The 17,520-nt window shown below is 58.2% G+C and carries 12 protein-coding genes and 2 pseudogenes; 3 read left to right on the forward strand and 11 right to left on the reverse strand.

Features of this window, described 5'->3' with window-relative positions:
• Positions 1–143: 143 nt before the first annotated feature.
• The gene (locus ABLN87_RS20705; RefSeq protein ID WP_353013868.1) at positions 144–737 is read right to left on the reverse strand and encodes a TetR/AcrR family transcriptional regulator; all 594 of its coding nucleotides are present in this window, start codon (positions 735–737) and stop codon (positions 144–146) included.
• Between the two features lie 103 nt (positions 738–840).
• Between ABLN87_RS20705 and ABLN87_RS20710 the strand changes: the two genes are divergently transcribed.
• Positions 841–1,266: a VOC family protein gene (locus tag ABLN87_RS20710; RefSeq protein ID WP_353013870.1), complete on the forward strand. Its 426-nt coding sequence runs from the start codon at positions 841–843 to the stop codon at positions 1,264–1,266.
• Positions 1,267–1,325: 59 nt separating this feature from the next.
• Here ABLN87_RS20710 and ABLN87_RS20715 read toward each other — a convergent pair.
• From ABLN87_RS20715 to ABLN87_RS20745, 7 genes and pseudogenes are all read right to left on the reverse strand, one after another.
• A pseudogene (locus tag ABLN87_RS20715) lies at positions 1,326–1,895 on the reverse strand (IS6 family transposase).
• A gap of 169 nt (positions 1,896–2,064) precedes the next feature.
• Positions 2,065–3,159, reverse strand: a pseudogene (locus tag ABLN87_RS20720) (aminopeptidase P family protein); the annotation flags it as partial.
• 95 nt (positions 3,160–3,254) lie between these two features.
• The gene (locus ABLN87_RS20725) at positions 3,255–4,466 is read right to left on the reverse strand and encodes an ABC transporter permease (protein WP_353013872.1); all 1,212 of its coding nucleotides are present in this window, start codon (positions 4,464–4,466) and stop codon (positions 3,255–3,257) included.
• Positions 4,467–4,471: 5 nt separating this feature from the next.
• On the reverse strand, positions 4,472–5,746 hold the full coding sequence (locus ABLN87_RS20730; protein WP_353013874.1) for an ABC transporter permease: 1,275 nt from the start codon (positions 5,744–5,746) through the stop codon (positions 4,472–4,474).
• A 72-nt stretch (positions 5,747–5,818) separates the two neighbouring features.
• A complete protein-coding gene (locus tag ABLN87_RS20735) occupies positions 5,819–6,910 on the reverse strand; it encodes an extracellular solute-binding protein (protein WP_353013876.1) in 1,092 nt (363 codons plus the stop codon).
• A gap of 102 nt (positions 6,911–7,012) precedes the next feature.
• Positions 7,013–8,101, reverse strand: coding sequence for an ABC transporter ATP-binding protein (locus ABLN87_RS20740; protein WP_417750413.1), 1,089 nt, complete (start codon positions 8,099–8,101; stop codon positions 7,013–7,015).
• Positions 8,102–8,335: 234 nt separating this feature from the next.
• A complete protein-coding gene (locus ABLN87_RS20745; protein ID WP_353013878.1) occupies positions 8,336–9,265 on the reverse strand; it encodes a helix-turn-helix domain-containing protein in 930 nt (309 codons plus the stop codon).
• A gap of 284 nt (positions 9,266–9,549) precedes the next feature.
• Between ABLN87_RS20745 and ABLN87_RS20750 the strand changes: the two genes are divergently transcribed.
• Positions 9,550–10,740: a sterol desaturase family protein gene (locus tag ABLN87_RS20750; protein ID WP_353013880.1), complete on the forward strand. Its 1,191-nt coding sequence runs from the start codon at positions 9,550–9,552 to the stop codon at positions 10,738–10,740.
• A 12-nt stretch (positions 10,741–10,752) separates the two neighbouring features.
• Here ABLN87_RS20750 and ABLN87_RS20755 read toward each other — a convergent pair whose 3' ends face one another.
• Entirely contained in the window at positions 10,753–12,399 is a 1,647-nt protein-coding gene (locus ABLN87_RS20755; RefSeq protein ID WP_353013909.1) for a sulfatase-like hydrolase/transferase, read from the reverse strand.
• Between the two features lie 240 nt (positions 12,400–12,639).
• On the opposite strand from ABLN87_RS20755, the gene ABLN87_RS20760 reads away from it, so the two are divergent.
• Positions 12,640–14,331: a thiamine pyrophosphate-binding protein gene (locus ABLN87_RS20760; RefSeq protein WP_353013881.1), complete on the forward strand. Its 1,692-nt coding sequence runs from the start codon at positions 12,640–12,642 to the stop codon at positions 14,329–14,331.
• 8 nt (positions 14,332–14,339) lie between these two features.
• Here the strand turns inward: ABLN87_RS20760 and ABLN87_RS20765 are convergent, their stop codons facing one another.
• Positions 14,340–15,656 carry an HlyD family type I secretion periplasmic adaptor subunit gene (locus ABLN87_RS20765; protein WP_353013883.1) on the reverse strand — a complete coding sequence of 439 codons (1,317 nt, stop codon included), beginning with the start codon at positions 15,654–15,656 and terminating at the stop codon, positions 14,340–14,342.
• The gene (locus tag ABLN87_RS20770; RefSeq protein WP_353013885.1) at positions 15,653–17,377 is read right to left on the reverse strand and encodes a type I secretion system permease/ATPase; all 1,725 of its coding nucleotides are present in this window, start codon (positions 17,375–17,377) and stop codon (positions 15,653–15,655) included. Before ABLN87_RS20770 ends, ABLN87_RS20765 begins: the two co-directional genes overlap by 4 nt.
• Between the last annotated feature and the right edge of the window lie 143 nt (positions 17,378–17,520).

Genomic DNA, 17,520 nt, shown 5'->3' on the forward strand with positions numbered 1-17,520 from the left:
CCTAGCAGTCGATGACAACTGCACTTTGGCACGTGCGATGCCGGTGGAGCAGGAGCCATCCACCTCATCCGCTATGGGCCGCAAAATGACAAAACCCTGCAAAAACGGGGCAGGAGCACATTCTGCGCGGCTTCCGTGGTCTGTTATTTTCCCTTAAGTACTTCACCAACCAACTGATGCATGACTTCTTTGTAGGTCACTAGATCGCCACCATAGGTGATCTCGAGAGCGGCGCGATCAAACGCGGCAGACAACAGATTGGTCAAAGCATCGATCTGCTTTGATGAATGTTCAGGAAGAGCCCGCGAAAGCCCTTCGCGAAGTTCTTCTGTTCCATTGGCCCGGGTCAATGCGACAGCAGCGCTGTGTCCCAAAACCGCTGGTGCCTCTTCCATAAGTAGGCGCACCCGGCCTGGGACCAACATTGCTTCAAAAAAAGCATTCGATCCTGTCACCATGGCCTGTTCGGGCTCGGCAACAATGTGCGTTTCTTTGTCAATGTGGTCTGAGATTGCTTTGGCCTCCTCTTCTGCGACGGCGCGGAAGAGGTCAGTCTTGTCCTTGAAATGATGATACAACGCTCCGCGGGTCACGCCGGCCTTACGCACTATGTCAGGAGTTGCGGTTTCGGCAAACCCCAGCTCTACAAACAATTCACGGGCAGCCTCCAACAGTTTGGCACGCGTTTCGGCGCGACGGTCTGCCTGGCTGCGGCGGGCGGGTTTTCCTACGGTCAAGTTAGTCGGCTCCGAACATCACAATAAGCACCTTACATACAGCTTGCATGTATTTGCAAGCTGATGATACATACAATATGCATGTAAATGAAGGAGATCAAAAATGCATATCAATCAATTTTACCCGGTCATTCAGTCTGAGGCGGTTTCTGAGACAGCGGAATTCTACAAACGTCACTTTGGCTTCCGCGCGGCATTCGAGGCGGATTGGTATGTGCATCTACAAAGTGAAGCGGATCCTTCGGTCAACCTCGCGGTCGTCCAGTCAGATCACGAGACGATCCCAGAGGTTTCCCGCGGTGCGTCTAAGGGCATGATCCTCAATTTTGAAGTCGAGGATGTCGACAAGGTGGATGCGAGACTTCTGTCGGAAGGGGTTCCGGTGGCAAAGTCACTTGTGAGCGAGCCGTTTGGCCAACGCCATGCGATTTATCGTGATCCGAACGGGGTTTTGATTGATGTCATCACTCAGATTCCACCTTCGGAGGAATTCCTGTCGCAGTATGCAGCCGACGCATTGCCGTCGTGATTCAGGGATGTGTCGCAAATTTTTTGGACCGACTATAGCCAGCGAGCTGCCGGACACATCTATCCTGCGATCACAGCAAACATCCGAAAGCCCGAGGTCGTAGCGCTAGAGAATTGCTGCTTGCGGATCATGTTGGCCACCTCAATGTCATCCAAAGTAGCCGAGGCGGATCGAACGACTTGAACCCGTACATGTGCCGCACGCGTCGTTTGATGAATCTGTGATCGTGCTCGATCATGTTGTTGAGATATTTGGACCTGATTATCTGTACCTTGGCAGAGCGCCCGAACCGCTTCAGGATCCTGCCCACTTCTCGAATACCGGCCGCGTTAGCACCACTCTTGTCTATGACGATTTTGTTTGGGATTCCGTTTGACGACAGCGCTTTGGCGAAGAACCTGGCTGCTGCTGGACGGTTCCGGCGCTTAGACAGCATGAAGTCGAGGGTGTTTCCCGCTTTGTCGACTGCTCGATAGAGATACATCCATTTGCCGCGAACACGTATGTAGGTTTCATCCATGCGCCATGATCTCTTCCAAATCACGATAAGAAACCGTGTACCGCAGGTAGAAGTAAACGGCATACAAAACTGCATCCTTGGGGAAATGACAGCCTTTCAAGGAAGTCATGCTGAAACCTGTTGGAGAACATTACGCGGACACCAAAAAAAGAAATCTATATACTCGTCAATCCAGGCCCAATGTTTGCGACACAGCCGTCGCATCCAATGTCTTTTCTTGCGCAAGAGCAGTTTGGGAAGATAGGCGGGGCCGGGGCCCCCGCCGAAGCGTTTTGGGCACCGATGATGTTGTGGCCCGGGCCATAGGGGAAGCCGGTGATGTTTTCGGCGCCATCTTCGCCCACGACCAGAATGTCATGTTCGCGATAGCCGCCCGCGCCGGGCTGGCCGTCGGGGATCCAGAGCATCGGTTCGATCGAGACGACCATGCCGGGTTCCAGCACGGTATCGATGTCCTCGCGCAGTTCCAGACCGGCCTCGCGCCCGTAATAGTGGCTAAGGATGCCGAACGAGTGGCTGTAGCCGAAGGAGCGGTATTGCAACAGGCCCTCCTGAGCGAAGAAGCGGTTGAACTCGGCGGTGATGCCAGAACAAGTTGCGCCGGGTTTGATCAGGCTGAGGCCAAGCTCATGCGCGGCCACGTTGGCCTGCCACAGGGGCAGGCTTTCGGCGTCGGGTTCGCCCAGGAACAGGGTGCGTTCCAGCGTGTTGTAATAGCCCGAGATCATCGGAAAAGTGTTCAGCGACAGGATATCGCCCTTTTGCAGCGCGCGTTTGGTCACCGGGTTATGGGCCCCGTCGGTGTTCAGACCCGATTGGAACCAGACCCAGGTGTCGCGATATTCGGCTTGCGGATAGGCGCGGGCGATTTCCTCTTCCATCGCGTCGCGGCCTGCCATGGCGATCTCGATCTCGGTTGCACCTTCGCGGATCGCGGCGCGGATGGCGGCACCCCCCATATCGGCGGTGCGCGCGCCGCCTTTGATCAACTCTATCTCTTCGGCGGATTTCATCATGCGGGCGGCCATGGTGTCGGGTGCGATATCCACCAGTTCCGGTGCGCCCAGCGTCATGTGGTCGCCTTCGATGCCGATGCGTTTCGCACCACCGATCAGGCTGGCCACCGCGCGCCAGTAATTGTCGCGCTGCTAGTCGGTGTAGATCACATTTTCATCGACCGAACGGCGCCAGGGCTGACCTGCGTCGATGTTGGCCGACACGGTTGTGCAGGCGTCCTGCGTGACGACGCAACCATAGGGGCGGCCAAAGGCGCAGTACAGAAAGCCCGAATAGTAGGCGGTGTTTTGCATTGAGGTGAGCAGCACGGCGGGAATGTCCCGTTGGGCCATGACGGCCCGTAGCTTGGACAGGCGGTCTCGGGGTCCGAGAGCCGATCACCCCCTTACGTGTTGCGACACCATCGCAGCAAGGGTGAACAGGGAAATCGCTGATCAGACGATGCGATCCGTCAAGCGGGGGACAGCCCCCGCAGACGTTCCGAACGGCGGCGCAGCAGTTCGACCGTGGTCAGCAGCGCGATGGATAGCACCACTAGGATCGTGGCGACCGCCAGGATGGTCGGGCTGATCTGTTCGCGCAGGCCGGTGAACATCTGCCAGGGCAGGGTTTTCTGGCTGGCGGAACCCACGAACAGGACCACCACAACCTCGTCAAACGAGGTAATGAAGGCGAACAGCCCGCCCGAGATCACGCCTGGCAGGATTAAAGGCATCTGGATCTTGAAGAATGTCCGGACCGGGCCCGCACCCATATTTGCCGCCGCGCGCGTCAGCGAACGGTCAAAGCCCACCAGTGTTGCGGTCACGGTGATGATGACAAAAGGAATGCCAAGCACGGCATGAGCTAGAATGACCTTTAGATAGCCCACGAAGTTCTTGTTCATGCCCAGCGTGCCTTCCAGAAAGCGGCCAATGTCGCTGTAGAAGAAGAACATGCCTGTGGCCGAGATGATCAGCGGCACGATCATGGGGGAAATCAGGATACCCATGATGGCGCGTCGTCCCGGCACGTGGGACTGGCTGAGCCCGATGGCGGCCAGTGTGCCCAGTGTCACCGACAAGACGGTCGCAATCGGTGCGATGATCAGCGAGTTCTTGAAGCTGCGCTGCCATTCGTTGTTCGTAAAGAAGTCGCGGTAGTGCTTGAGCGAATATCCCTCGGGGTCGAGCCGCAGCATTTCGGGCGTGAAGGTAAAGAAGTCCTGCGCGTTGAACGACAGCGGCAGAACCACAAGGATGGGTGTGATCAGGAACACGAAGATCGCGCCGCAGATGACCCGGAACAGGTAATGATAAAACACCTGTTTCGCGGTCAGGTAAGGCAGCAACTTCTGGCGGTAGCGGCCTTCATAAAGCCAATAGGTGAACCAGGCAAAAAACCACCCGCCCAACAGGCCCAGGACGCCGCCAAGGGGTCCGGCAAGCAGGAACCCTCCGATCCCGAAGCCCAGGATGTTGATCCAGCGGGCCAGTTGTTCGTTTTTTAGGACAGTGATGTAGACACAGGCCAGCGCGGCGATCAGGGCGGCGCCGATCAAAATGCCCAGAAAGATTGATCCGTTGCCTGCGCCGACAAAGACGCCGGCAAGGGCCCCGGCCAATGCCACGCTGGGCAGGACCATCGAAAGCGGTTTGCGGGATATCGGAGTAAGTGCGGCCATCTTGATTATCCCAGCTTCACGTTATCAATGCCTACGATCTTGTCGTAGCACCAGTAGAGCAGCAGCACGACCGCCAGAAGGATGGTCCCAAGTGCCGCGGCCAGTCCCCAGTTGAGCGAGGACGAGATGTGGTAGGCGATCCGGTTCGAGATGAACACGCCCTTGGTGCCGCCCACGATTTCCGGCGTGATGTAGTAGCCGATGGCTAGAATGAACACGAGGATCGAGCCCGCGCCAATGCCCGGAATGGATTGCGGGAAATAAATGCGCCAGAAGGTGGTCCAATTGGTCGCCCCCATGGATTTTGCCGCGCGGGTGTATGAGTGCGGAATGGTCTGCATCACCGAATACATCGGCAGGATCATGAACGGCAGCAGGATATGCGTCATCGCGATGATCGTGCCAATCTGGTTGTTGATGATCACCAGCCGCGCGTCATCGGCCACCAGCCCAAGCCAGACAAGGGTTTCGTTGATCACCCCCTGTTGTTGCAGCATGACCTTCCACGCCGAGGTTCGCACCAGAAGCGACGTCCAGAACGGCAGGAGAACCAGTATCATCAATATGTTCGAGACACGCATCGGCAATGTCGCCAGCAAGTAGCTGACCGGGTAGGCCAGCAGGATGCAGGCCCCGGTAATCACCAGTGACATGAACAGTGTACGCCCGAACAGCTTGATCAGGATCTGCTTGTCCTCGGGCTGGGCCTGCGCGCCCTCGGGCGTGCGGCGCATATCGACCGCATTCAGGAAATAGCCATTTGTCACCGCAGGCGAGTGGGTTTTGATCACGGCCCAGGTGTTGGGCTCTCCCCAGCCGTCGTGGATTTCAATGATCTGATCCTTGAACGGCCCGTCTGTTTCGGGGTCGAGCTTTTTGATCTGACGACCGGACCGGCGGAACATCGAAGACATGCCTGTTTCTTCGTAGTTCAGACGCGAGCCCAGACGGGTATGCGTTTTGTTATCGATGGCGACAATCATGTCGCGCACGAAGGCGTCATAGACGGCCTCATCCGGCAATTCGCCGGATTTTTCATCCCAGTCGCCCAAGGCCTGGACCGTCAGCGGCAGGGTTTCGGCGACAATGCTGTTTTCGACCGAACGGAACAGCATCGAGGCGATAGGAACGATGAAGGAGAACATAACAAACAGAAGCAGCGGGGCGATCAGCATCAAAGCCCTGAGCTTTTGCCGCCGCAATGACCGCGCCAGTGACTGTTTCAGCGGCGTACCGTCTGCAGCCAGCATTGGCCCTGCGTTTTCGCTTGCGTCCGTCATCATTGTACCCTGTTTTGTCTTGGTCTGGGGGCGGCGCACCGCCCCCGACGATCTTATGACGTCAAGCCCGGCTTATTGCGCCAGCCACGCCTGGAATTTGGCGTCGATGTCATCACGGTAGTCGGCCCAGAACTCGTAGTTATAGAGGAACGTGTTCTTGGCGTTGTTGGGATCGGTCGGCATATGCGGTGCCATGTCGATGCCCAGATCGGCATGCTGACCAACCAGCGGTGCCGACGAGGCACGGGCCGGTCCATACGAGATGTACTTGGCCTGATCCGCCAGACGCTGTGTGTCGGTTGCGAACATGATGTAGTCCAGCGCCTGCTGCTGACGCTCTTCGCTCAGACCGGCAGGAATGATCCAGCCGTCCAGATCGAACACCTGCGCGTCCCACAGCATGGCTACGGGCTGGTTCTGCTCTTCTATGACGCTGAACAGACGACCGTTATAGGTGGAGCCCATTATAACTTCGCCATCAGCCAGCAGCTGCGGCGTGTCGGCACCGGCAGACCACCAGACAACGCTATCCTTGATGGTGTCCAGCTTGGCCAGCGCCTGGTTCTGACCTTCTTCAGTGGCCAGTACGTCGTAAACATCGTCCTTGGCGACGCCGTCACAGATCAGAGCCCACTCCATGTTGTTGATCGGGCGCTTTTCCAGCGAGCGCTTACCCGGATAGGTTTCCAGATCGAACACGGCGCAGACGTCCGTCGGCGGAGTGTCGCCAACCAGGTCGGTGCGATAGCCGAAGGTCGTCGAGTAAACGATCTGCGGGATAAAGCAGTCGCTGACCAGCAGGTCACCGAAGTCTTCCGAAGCAGGTGTGCCATCGGGTGCCGGTGCCAGCATCGTGTCGGGGTCGATTTCCAGTGCCAGGCCTTCGTCGCACAGGCGGATCGCGTCAGCGGCAACCACGTCCACCACATCCCATGTGATGTTGCCCGCTTCGTTCATGGCGCGCAGTTTCGCGACCGCTTCGGCCGAGCTGTCATCATTCAGGATGGTGACGCCGGTCTTTTCCGAATAGGGCTCGTGATAAGCTTTCAGCTGAGACTTCGAATAAGCACCGCCCCACGAGACGATTGTCATCTCTTGAGCTGAAACGGCACCAGCAGCCGTCGCAAGCGCGGCCACCGTCAGTAGTGTCTTTGTCGGTTTCATATGATACTCCCAGTAAGTCCCGTTTGTTGTAGTGTCAGCTGGCGCACGGGTTTTCGCCAGCCGGTCCCTCGGTGAAACCGCACTTGTACTGCGCGGTTTAGTCTATGCGTCAAGCGCACGACAATCCTTTGCCAGCCAGCCAATGTCGATCTCTTGGCCGGGCTGAAGGCGAATGGCATCGGGGGCGTTGCGCGTCTTGACGATGAACTCGTCATTCCCGGCAACCGACATGCGGAACCGGAACACATCGCCCATATAGATGAATTCCTTGACCGTCGCCTTCAGCGTATGCGCGTCGGCATGCAGACGGTCCTTGTTGAATTCGACGCGTTCGGGCCGGATCGACACTTTGGTTCGATCACCCGGAGCATGCACGTTGATCGGAACGGCATCAATCTCGGACCCGTCATCCAATTGCACAAGGCAGGTATCGCCGTCGATTGATTTTACCACGCCTTCCAGCGTGTTGTTCTCACCGATGAATTGCGCAACGAAGCTGTTTTCGGGTTCCTCATACAGCTGATCCGGCGGGGCCAGCTGCTGAATGCGGCCATCATCGAACACTGCGACGCGGTCGGACATGGTCAGCGCTTCGGTCTGGTCGTGGGTCACGTAAACGGTCGTGATGCCCAGCTCATGCGCAAGGCGGGTGATTTCGAACTGCATATGCTCGCGCAGCTGTTTGTCCAACGCGCCAAGCGGTTCGTCCATCAAGACCAGCTCGGGCTCAAATACCAGCGCACGCGCCAGCGCGATCCGCTGTTGCTGACCACCTGACAGTTGCGCCGGGCGGCGGCCGCCAAAGGCCCCCATCTGAACCATATCCAGCGCGCGTTTGACCTTTTCCTCACGCTCGGACTTGCCCAGCTTGCGCACTTCAAGCGGGAACGAGAGGTTCTCGGCCACGGTCATATGCGGGAACAGGGCGTAGTTCTGAAAGACCATGCCGATGCCACGCTTGTGGGGCGGAATGTTGTTGATGGGCTTGCCGTCCAGAAGAATTTCACCATGGGTGGCGGTTTCAAAACCGGCCAGCATCATCAGACATGTCGTCTTGCCCGAACCCGAGGGGCCCAGCATGGTCAGAAATTCACCTTTTGGCATGGCGAGGTTAAGGTCTTTGACGACGAGGTTTTCGCCATCATAGGATTTTTGAACGCGTTGAAACTCGACAAACGCGGCGTCGTTCATAGATTCGGTCACAAGACCCCCTGTAGCGTCAAATGATTATCCGCGTTTTGCGAATTTCATTGATCTGTCTGAGCGATTTAAGACCAAGGCGGTTACGTAATGCAACAGCAAATCTTGGATTGAATAACCGCGATCAAAAAATGTTAGTTTCACGAACAATTTGATCAAAAATTGTTGCGCTGGCGAACAATTTCAACACTCGGTGAGTCAAATACTGCTTGTTGTGTCAGCCGTTTAGGGACTGCTCGCGTTCAACCTTATTGTTCTCTCTAAATGTTGTTTTCTGAATGCAGTTGGTGTTGTTCCAGTTTGATCCCGAAAAGCGCGGTTGAACGGGCCGAGTGAAGAAAAGCCGACATCAAAAGCGATGCTGAGCACGGTGCGAGCCTCCATTTCGGGTTCGGTCAGTAGTTTTTGTGCCTCGGTGATGCGGAACGTGTTGACGTAGCTGGGAAAGTTCCGGTGCCCCATGCCCTGATTGATCGCGGCCCGGATGCGATGCTCTGGCGTGTGCAGATGCGCCGCAAGCTGGGCCACGGTCAGCCCCTCGTGACGCCACAAACCTTGCTCCATAGCTTGTTGAATGCGTTGTGCCAAAGCTGCTTGGGTCGGGTTGGTCGGTGCGTTTTCCGAAGCGCCGCGTGGGGTGATGCGCCAGATATCGGGGCGCAAATATGCCGACCAAACAAGAAACGCCGCCGCTGACAGGAATATAGCGCCAGCTTGCAGGGCAAACAGCCCGCGCGGCATTGTGCGGTCTAGTTGCAGGATCTCAACGGCGGTGATGACGCTGGCAAGGCCCAGAACCCAGACCAAGAACCACCGCCGGAATCGGCGGCGCTGGGCGATCAGGTCATCCGTATCCCCGCGTATCACTACACTGAGCATGTGAAAAAGCAGTACAAGCACAGCGACGCCACGCAGTGCTGCGATCCAGATGTGCAGATGTGCCAACCAGGCCGAAGCGACAACGAACACGGCAAGGCTGATCTGCCAAGGCCTTACATCCACTTGATCTTGAAACAGCTCCAGCGCAGCCCAATACAGCAGAACCGGTACCAGTGATGCCGCCCAGATCAGCACGGTCTGTGCCATCGGGTGCAGTGGGATATCTGGTGTGGATACGATCAGATAAGGGCAAAGGCACAAGCAGAGCGTTGCCACAGAAAGCCCCTTTCTGTTCACGCGACCGCTGAGGAAAAGACAGGCGCATAAAATAAGGGCGCCGAGGGCGGCACCTCTGAGAAAGATATCAAACATCGCAAGATCGGGCATTCTGATCCCAACAGAACGGGCGTTTCTTGCTTGGGTCAACGGTCTGGGCTGGTCGATTTCAAAAAACCCTAGCCGATTCTTAAGAAAACCCGCCGGTCTTTGAAATCGACAGGTTATGTGCAGTGGCGCGTGCCAAGCCTTCGCTCGTACCCATTCAGACGACGGAGCCCATTATGCTGACCTTTTCGAACATCATGACCCTTTATGCCGAGGTGTTTGGTGGAGACCTTCTGCGCTATGTCCTTGGGGCTGGCGGCACTTATCTGCTGATCAATATCCTGCTGTCACGCCGCTTAAATCGACAGAAGATCAGGCCCACGGACCCACCAAAGGGACAAATCAGGCGCGAAGTATTGGCCAGCTTGCGCACGGTTCTGATCTTTGCGGCTGCCGGGACGTCGATCGCGTTGGGCGCGCGGGCTGGTTTGATGACAGTCTATCCCGAGGTCGCAGATCTCGGGTGGTGGTATTTTCTGTTCAGCGTGGCCGCGCTGATCATCCTGCATGACGCGTGGTTTTACTGGAGCCATCGCCTGCTGCACCATCCGCCCCTGTTCCGGCGGTTTCACCGGTTGCATCACAGGTCGCATCAGCCGACGCCTTTCACCTCGTACAGTTTTGACGTAGGCGAGGCTGTCGTGAACGCGATCTACCTCCCGCTTGTGTTGATCATATTGCCCGCGCATCCCGTCGCGCTGTTCATCTTTGTCACCCATATGATGCTGCGCAATGCGCTGGGGCATTGCGGGGTCGAGGTGTTCCCAGCCCGGCCCGATGGGCGGCCTGTTTTTGGCTGGATGACCACCGTCACGCATCACGATCTGCACCACGCTCATGCGCGCTACAATCTGGGCCTGTACTTCTCATGGTGGGATCGGTTGATGAGAACCGAGCATCCGCAATATCATGAGAGTTACGCCCAAACAGCGCCGCGTCTATCGCGGGTTCGGCTGGGCATCGTTGGTCTAATCGTTACGCTGATTGCGGGTTTCATGGCCAACCGGGCGCAAGCGTTTGATCTGAGCGGCAGCTATGCCTCACCGGGTTTGGGCGTGGTGGTTCGGTTTGAAAACTGCCCCTCAGATAAGGCCGCGACCTGTGGTCGGTTGCTTTGGGTCTGGGATCAGGCCGGTACGCCGCATGCGCGGATCGGTGATATGATCCTGACCGGTTTGAAGTTCAACGGTGATGTTTGGGAGGGTCAGTTGCGCGACCCGGAAACCGGGCGTGTGTATCGGGGAACGATTCAAAGCGCCTCGGCTGTCAGCTTGAAGCTGCGAGGCTGCGCGGGGATCTTCTGCGCCAGTCAGACATGGAACTCGACGCGACATCTTCAAAGTGTATTGGGTCGCCTCGACCCCTGACCTGAGCCTTGATTAGCTGTCTTTTGGGGTGAAGTCCTGAGACACCGGCCCGCGATATTTTTCCATCAGCTCATCAGGAACTTCGGTCCCATCGACCAGAAACGGCAGAATGCCCCGGCGCAGCGACCGACCGCGCATCGCGTCCAGATCGGCGTCGGACCGGGTGACCCGCTGCGCCATGCGCCGCCCCCATGTCGCCAGCATGCCATACAGGCGGTCGATCTGATCTGTGTGGCTGTGTGTTTTGGCCAGGTCGTGAAACTCGTCCGGATCGTTTTGCAGATCGAACAGCATCGGGCGGAAGCCGCCTTCGGCATGGATCATCTTGAAACGGCCGTCAAAGACCATGAACAACCGCGCATCCGGGTTCGAAAGACCAAGCGCCTGACGCATCGGTGTGAGGCAATAATCATATTCGCTGATCACGAATTCGCGCCAGTCAGGCGCTTCCCCACGCACCCACGGCATCAGGCTGCGGCCTTCGAGGATATGGCCTGCCGGTTCCCCACCTGCGACCTCAAGGAAGGTCGGGGCCAGATCGATTTGTTCGACCAGCGCATCACAGGTGCTGCCGCGCGTTCCGTCTGCTTCGGGACGCGGATCGTAGAGGATGAGAGGCACTTTCACGGATTGCTCGTGGAACAGATCCTTCTCACCCAGCCAGTGATCGCCCAGATAGTCTCCGTGATCCGAGGTCAGCACGATCATCGTGTTCTGCATCTGGCCCGTGGCCTCTAGGTGGTTCAGCAGACGGCCAAGGTGATCGTCGCATTGCTTGATCAAACCCATATAGGCCGGGATGACCTTTTGCCGGGTCTCTTCCTTTTGGAAGGCGGCGGCGATCTTGTTGTTCATGAACGCGGCGTAGACGGGATGGGGGTCGTCCCGTTCGACCTCGGCCCGCGCGGCCGGTGGCACGTGAGCCGGTCCGTACATGTCATGATAGGGTGCGGGTACGATATAGGGCCAATGCGGTTTGATGTAGCTGACATGGGCGCACCAGGGCCCCTTGGCCTGATCAATGAAGTCAATCGCCCGGTCGGTCAGCCAGGGGGTTTCGCTGTCTTCCTCGCGGATATTGGCGGCTTTGTCGGCGTTTTGGAACAGCCAGCCGCTGGCGATCTCACCATCTTCGACCCCCGCATTGGCATGATTGGCCCAGGGGTTTTGGGCGTCATAGCCTTTGGATTTGAGATAGTCGTTATAGGGCGCGGGTTTTTCGTCATAGAACCCGTCGGGCCCTTCGGCCCAAAGCCCGTCATCGCGGACCCAGACGTCAAATCCGCATTCAGCCTGCCGCGCGCCGATGATACTGTCGGGCGACAAGCCCAAACGCGCCATTCCGGCAGCGTCGGCTTTCATATGGGTCTTGCCGATCAGCCAGCACCCCATACCCGCGCCCCTTAAGTGATCGCCCAGCGTAACCTCGCCGACGCGCAGCGGATACCCGTTCCATTGCGCACCATGGGAGGAGGCGTAGCGCCCGGTATAACAGCTCATCCGGCTGGCCCCGCAGATCGGCGATTGCACATAGGCGTTGTTAAAGCGCATGCCCATCTGTGCAACCCGGTCAAAGTTTGGGGTGTCCAGATGAGGGTGCCCGGCGCAGCCGAGATAGTCGAACCGCAGCTGGTCATACATGATGAACAGGATATTCATGGCAGCCTTCAATGATCCTCTCCTTAAATCCTGCCAGATCAGGGGGCTGGTCTTTGCAATGAGGGGTGATAAGCGGGTTATCAGATGATCCTGGCCTGGTCAGTCGAATAATTTTCCCATTTCATGGATTTGTGGATTTACCTGCAACGCCTTCTTCGGCCAAGTTGGCCGCGACAGGAACGCCATCGATGTCGGAGTGACGCGTGCGTTTCACAGGACGGATCGAAGGAAAAGCCTGAGATGACAGAACGGAACGGTGGCGTTGTGCTGGTGGAATGCTTGCAGGCGCTGGGCGCGCAGCACAGTTTTGGTGTGCCGGGTGAAAGCTATCTGGCGGTGCTGGATGCGCTGCATGATACCGGCAGCGCGCGGGCCGGGGCCAATGGTGCGCTGGATTTCACCCTGTGCCGGAACGAGGGGGGCGCCGGTTTTATGGCAGCAGCCTATGGCAAACTGACCGGACAGCCCGGTATCTGTTTCGTCACACGCGGCCCGGGAGCGACCAATGCGTCGATCGGGGTGCATACGGCGATGCAGGACAGCGCGCCGATGATCCTGTTTGTGGGTCAAGTGGGCACGGATATGAAAGGGCGCGAAGCGTTTCAGGAGATCGACTATCGCGCCTATTTCGGGACCGTCGCCAAATGGGTGACCGAGATCGAGGCGGTAGATCGTATCCCAGAAATCATCGCCCGCGCCTGGACCACCGCCATCTCGGGCCGTCCCGGTCCGGTCGTCGTTGCTTTGCCAGAGGATATGCTGACTTCGGTCACCGATGTGCCCGCGCTGACCGGCCCGGCGGTCGTACATGAGCCCGGCCCGACGGCCGAGGCCATCGCGGGTGTGATCTCGGCCCTGTCAGGTGCGGATCGCCCGTTGATCCTGATTGGCGGCGGGGGTTGGCGCGCCGACGGCAGTGCCGCGTTGCAGCGTTTTGCCGAAAGCTCTGACATTCCCGTTGTGGCCGCGTTCCGGTTTCAGGACCTGTTTGACAACCATTCCCCCAGCTATGTCGGTGATGCCGGAACCGGGATGACACCGGCCACGCGGGCTCAGATACAAGGCGCGGATGTGATCCTGGCCATCGGCGTGCGGTTCGGAGAGATGACAACCGAAGGCTACACTTTGCTGAGCGTGCCCAAGCCGGAACAGAAGCTGATCCATGTCCACGCCTCGGACCGAGAGCTTGGCAAAGTCTACATTCCCTATCTGGGTATTCAATCCGGTCCGAATGCCTTTGCGATCGCCCTGTCCCAGCATGTGGCGAGTGGAGGATGGGCAGATTGGCGCGCACAGGCACGTGCGGATTACGAGGCTGGTTTCGATCTGCCCGACCTGCCCAGCCCGGTGGATATGGGCAAGGTCTCGGCCTATTTGCGGGATCGCCTGCCCGATGATGCAATCCTGACCAATGGCGCAGGGAATTTCACCGTCTGGCCGAACAAGTTTTTCAAATACGGCCCTCAACAACGCCTGTTGGCCCCGCAATCCGGTGCGATGGGATATGGCCTGCCCGCAGCCGTTGCCGCCAAAGTGGCGCATCCAGAACTGACCGTTGTTTGCTTTGCCGGGGACGGGGATTTTCAGATGAATTGTCAGGAGCTTGGAACCGCCATGCAGGCAGGTGCGCAACCCATCGTGCTGATCCTGAACAATGGCACCTATGGCACCATTCGAATGCACCAGGAAAAAACCTATCCCGCCCGCGTTTCAGGGACCACGCTAGAAAACCCCGATTTCGCAGCACTCGCCCGGTCTTATGGCTATCACGGCGAACGGGTCGAACGGACCCAGGATTTCGAGGCCGCGTTCGAAAGGGCGCTGGCGTCAGATACAGGGGCTGTTCTGGACCTGAACATCTCAGCCGAAGCGCTGACCCCAAGGCAGACCCTCAGCCAGATGCGCGAAGGGGCGCAGAAGGCGGGGTCGTAGGGCTTAGATCACTCGCGGAAGGCACGGTTGAAATAGTCGGCCATCGGTTTAACCAGATAGGACAGGGGCGTGCGTTCGTCGGTCTTGATCATCGCCTCGACCGGCATGCCGGGCAGAAGAACCTGACCGTTCAGCCGCTCGACCTGTCCTTCATCGGGGACCAGCTCGGCCCGGTAGAAAGTGAAGCCGGTTTGTTCGTCGGTAAATGTATCGGCCGAGACGTTGATCACATGGCCGTCAAGTTCAGGCGTTTCGCGCTGGTTGAAGGCGGGAAAGCGCAGGGCGACGGGCTGACCCACATGCAATTGGTCCACATGGATCGCATCCACCCGTGCGGCGACCAGCAATGGCGTGTCCTGAGGAACCACATACATCATCGGCTCGGCCGGTTGGATCACCGATTGCAGGGCAAAGACCTGACTGCCATAGACGGTGCCCGAAACCGGGGCGCGAATGTCCAGTCGGGACAGGCGTTCCGTCAGAGACAACCGCCGTTCTGACAGTTCCGCGACCTGTGATTGCACGTCGCGAAGGGTGGTAATCGCCTCTTCCCGTCGGGTGGCGTCCAGCTCAACGATCCGAATTTCGGTCGCGGCGATCTGTCCTTTGAGTCGGGCGATGGATGCCTCAAGACGCCCGATCTCACCGCTCAGGCTGGCCTCTTCCCGTTGCAGGGCCAGGACCCGGCTGGCCTGTGTCAGGCCGCGGCTCAGCAGGCTTTGTTGATCTTCAAGCTCCTCGCGGATCAGCTCGACCTGCAGACGGAGCGAGACCAGCTGCGCCTTGGTGCCATCGATCTCACTTTCGGTTTGAACCAGCTGTTTTTTCAACTGATCGGTTTGCTGGGTCATTGTGTTCAGCCGTGCCTCGAACAGGCGTTGTTGACCGTCGATCAGGTCGCGCTGGATGCCATGTTCGTGCTGAACGGCGTCCAGTTGAATGGCCAGGTCTTCGGGGGTGGCGCTGTCGCGTTCCGCTTCCAGCCGGGCACGACGGGCGAGAAGTTCGAACAGCTGCGCCTCGACGATGGTTTTCTCCGACGACAGGAAAGTATCGTCCAGCCTCAAAAGCAGATCGCCGCTGGACACGACCGCGCCGTCGCGCACAAAAATCTCGCCCACGACACCGCCATCAGGATGTTGCACCACTTGCCGGTTGCTTTGCACCTCGATCGAGCCTGAGGACACAATTGCACCGGCCAGTTGGGTGTATACCGACCAGATACCAAGACCGCCGACCAGAATGGCAAGGGCCAAGAAACCCACTAATGCGGGCACTGTGATCCGCCAGGGTGTGCGCCCGTTGGTTTTCGTCTGCTCCGTCATCCGGTGTTCACCTGATTGAGATTGCGTTTGATGGCACCTGCGTTCTGGACCATCGCGTTCAACACCTCGTCACGGGTGCCGAATTTGACCAGCTGTCCCTGCTCGACAACGGCCAAAGTATCACATTCCGAGATCGCTTGAGGTCGATGGGTCATGATGATGGCTGCTTTTCCAGCCTCTTTCAGCCCGCGCACTGCTGCGTTCAGCGCCTCAGTTCCATCCGCATCAAGGGCAGAGTTCGGCTCGTCTAGGATCAGCAGCACCGGGTCGCCATAAAGGGCCCGCGCCAATGCGATGCGCTGTTTCTGACCGCCCGACAGCTGGCTGTCATTGCCTTCCAGAAACGTGTCATAGCCTTTCTCCAAAGACAGGATCAGCTCATGCGCGTTGGCCTTTTTGGCCGCCTCGACCACAGCCTGCGGATCGGGGTTTTGCGACATGCGGGCGATGTTTTCCGCGACTGACCCGTTAAACAACGTCACCTGCTGTGGCAGATAGCCAATATGCTGACCCAGATCGGTGGGGTCATATTGATCCAGTGTCGCGCCGCCCAGCCGAATTTCACCGGCGGCAGGGTGCCAGAGGCCCAGCAACGCCTTGGCTAGCGTAGTCTTGCCTGATCCGCTTTTGCCGATCACTCCAAGCGCCGTTCCGGGTTCCAGATTCAACGTCACGTTGCGTAAGGTTGGTGCAGCCGCCCCCGGAGGGATCACGGTCAGCGCTTTGGTGGCCAGGCGTGCCTCAGGCGTGGGCAGTTTGGTGCGATTTGGCTCGGGCGGGGTCTGATCCAGAAACCGGTTAAGCGAAATCCATGCTGTGCGCGCCTTTTCAATCATGGCCCATTGTCCGACCGCCTGTTCCACAGGGGCCAGAGCCCGGCCCAGCAGGATCGAGCCCGCAATCATCGCACCGGGTGACAATTCGTTTTGCAACACAAGCCATGCACCAAGCGCCAGCATAGCCGATTGCAAAAACAGCCGCAGCGATTTGGTCAGCGAGGTGAAGCTGCCGGTCCAGTCACTGGCCGCAATCGTCTGACGCAGCGCATCAGTGCGCTGGTTTAACCAGCGCAGGGTGACATCCTGTTGCATCCCCTGAGATCGAACAACCTCGGCCGCTTGGCGCGCATGCTCCGAAAAGGAATTGGCCCGCGCCGATGCAGCCTGCGCTTCCGCTACTTTGCGGCGGGTCAGGCCCTGATTCAGCAGGGCAATGACGATCAACAGCCCGCCACCCGCAACGGCCAGCCACCCCAGAAGCGGGTGGAATATGAAAATCGCCGCCAGAAACACCGGGGTCCACGGGATATCCATCACCGCGAGCAGCACAGGCGACGAGCACAGGTTCTGGATCGACTCAAGATCGCGCAAAGCAGTGGCTGGGGCCGAGCGTGCCTGCGGGTTAAGTGACCGCCGCAAAGTGGCATCGAACACGCGCTCATCCAGCTTGGATTGAAACCGCGCGCCAAAACGCGCAACGATGCGACCGCGGGCAAAATCCAGCATTGCCATCAGCGCATAAAGCAGCGCAACAAGGATAAACAGGGCTGTCAGCGTCTCAACCGCGCGCGAACTCAGCACCCGATCATAGACCTGCAACATGAACAACGGCCCGGTCAGCATCAGAAGATTGACGAAGATGCTGAACAGGAAGGCCAAAGCCAGAAAAGTGATCCCCTGATTGCGCACGGTGCGCAATTCATGGCGTGGGGCGGGCGACATTCTGTGTTCGGGTTTCAAGCTGCATTCCACATCAATCAGGTCCGGCGGTGCGGGCCCCTGACTTAGAAAGCCGGGCCTGCATTGCCAAGAATGCTTCTCTTTTCCAGCAAGAAACCGCGAATAACAAGGCAGACACAAGGCAG

The organism is Ruegeria sp. SCP10, from assembly GCF_040329495.1.
Classification (GTDB): domain Bacteria; phylum Pseudomonadota; class Alphaproteobacteria; order Rhodobacterales; family Rhodobacteraceae; genus Ruegeria.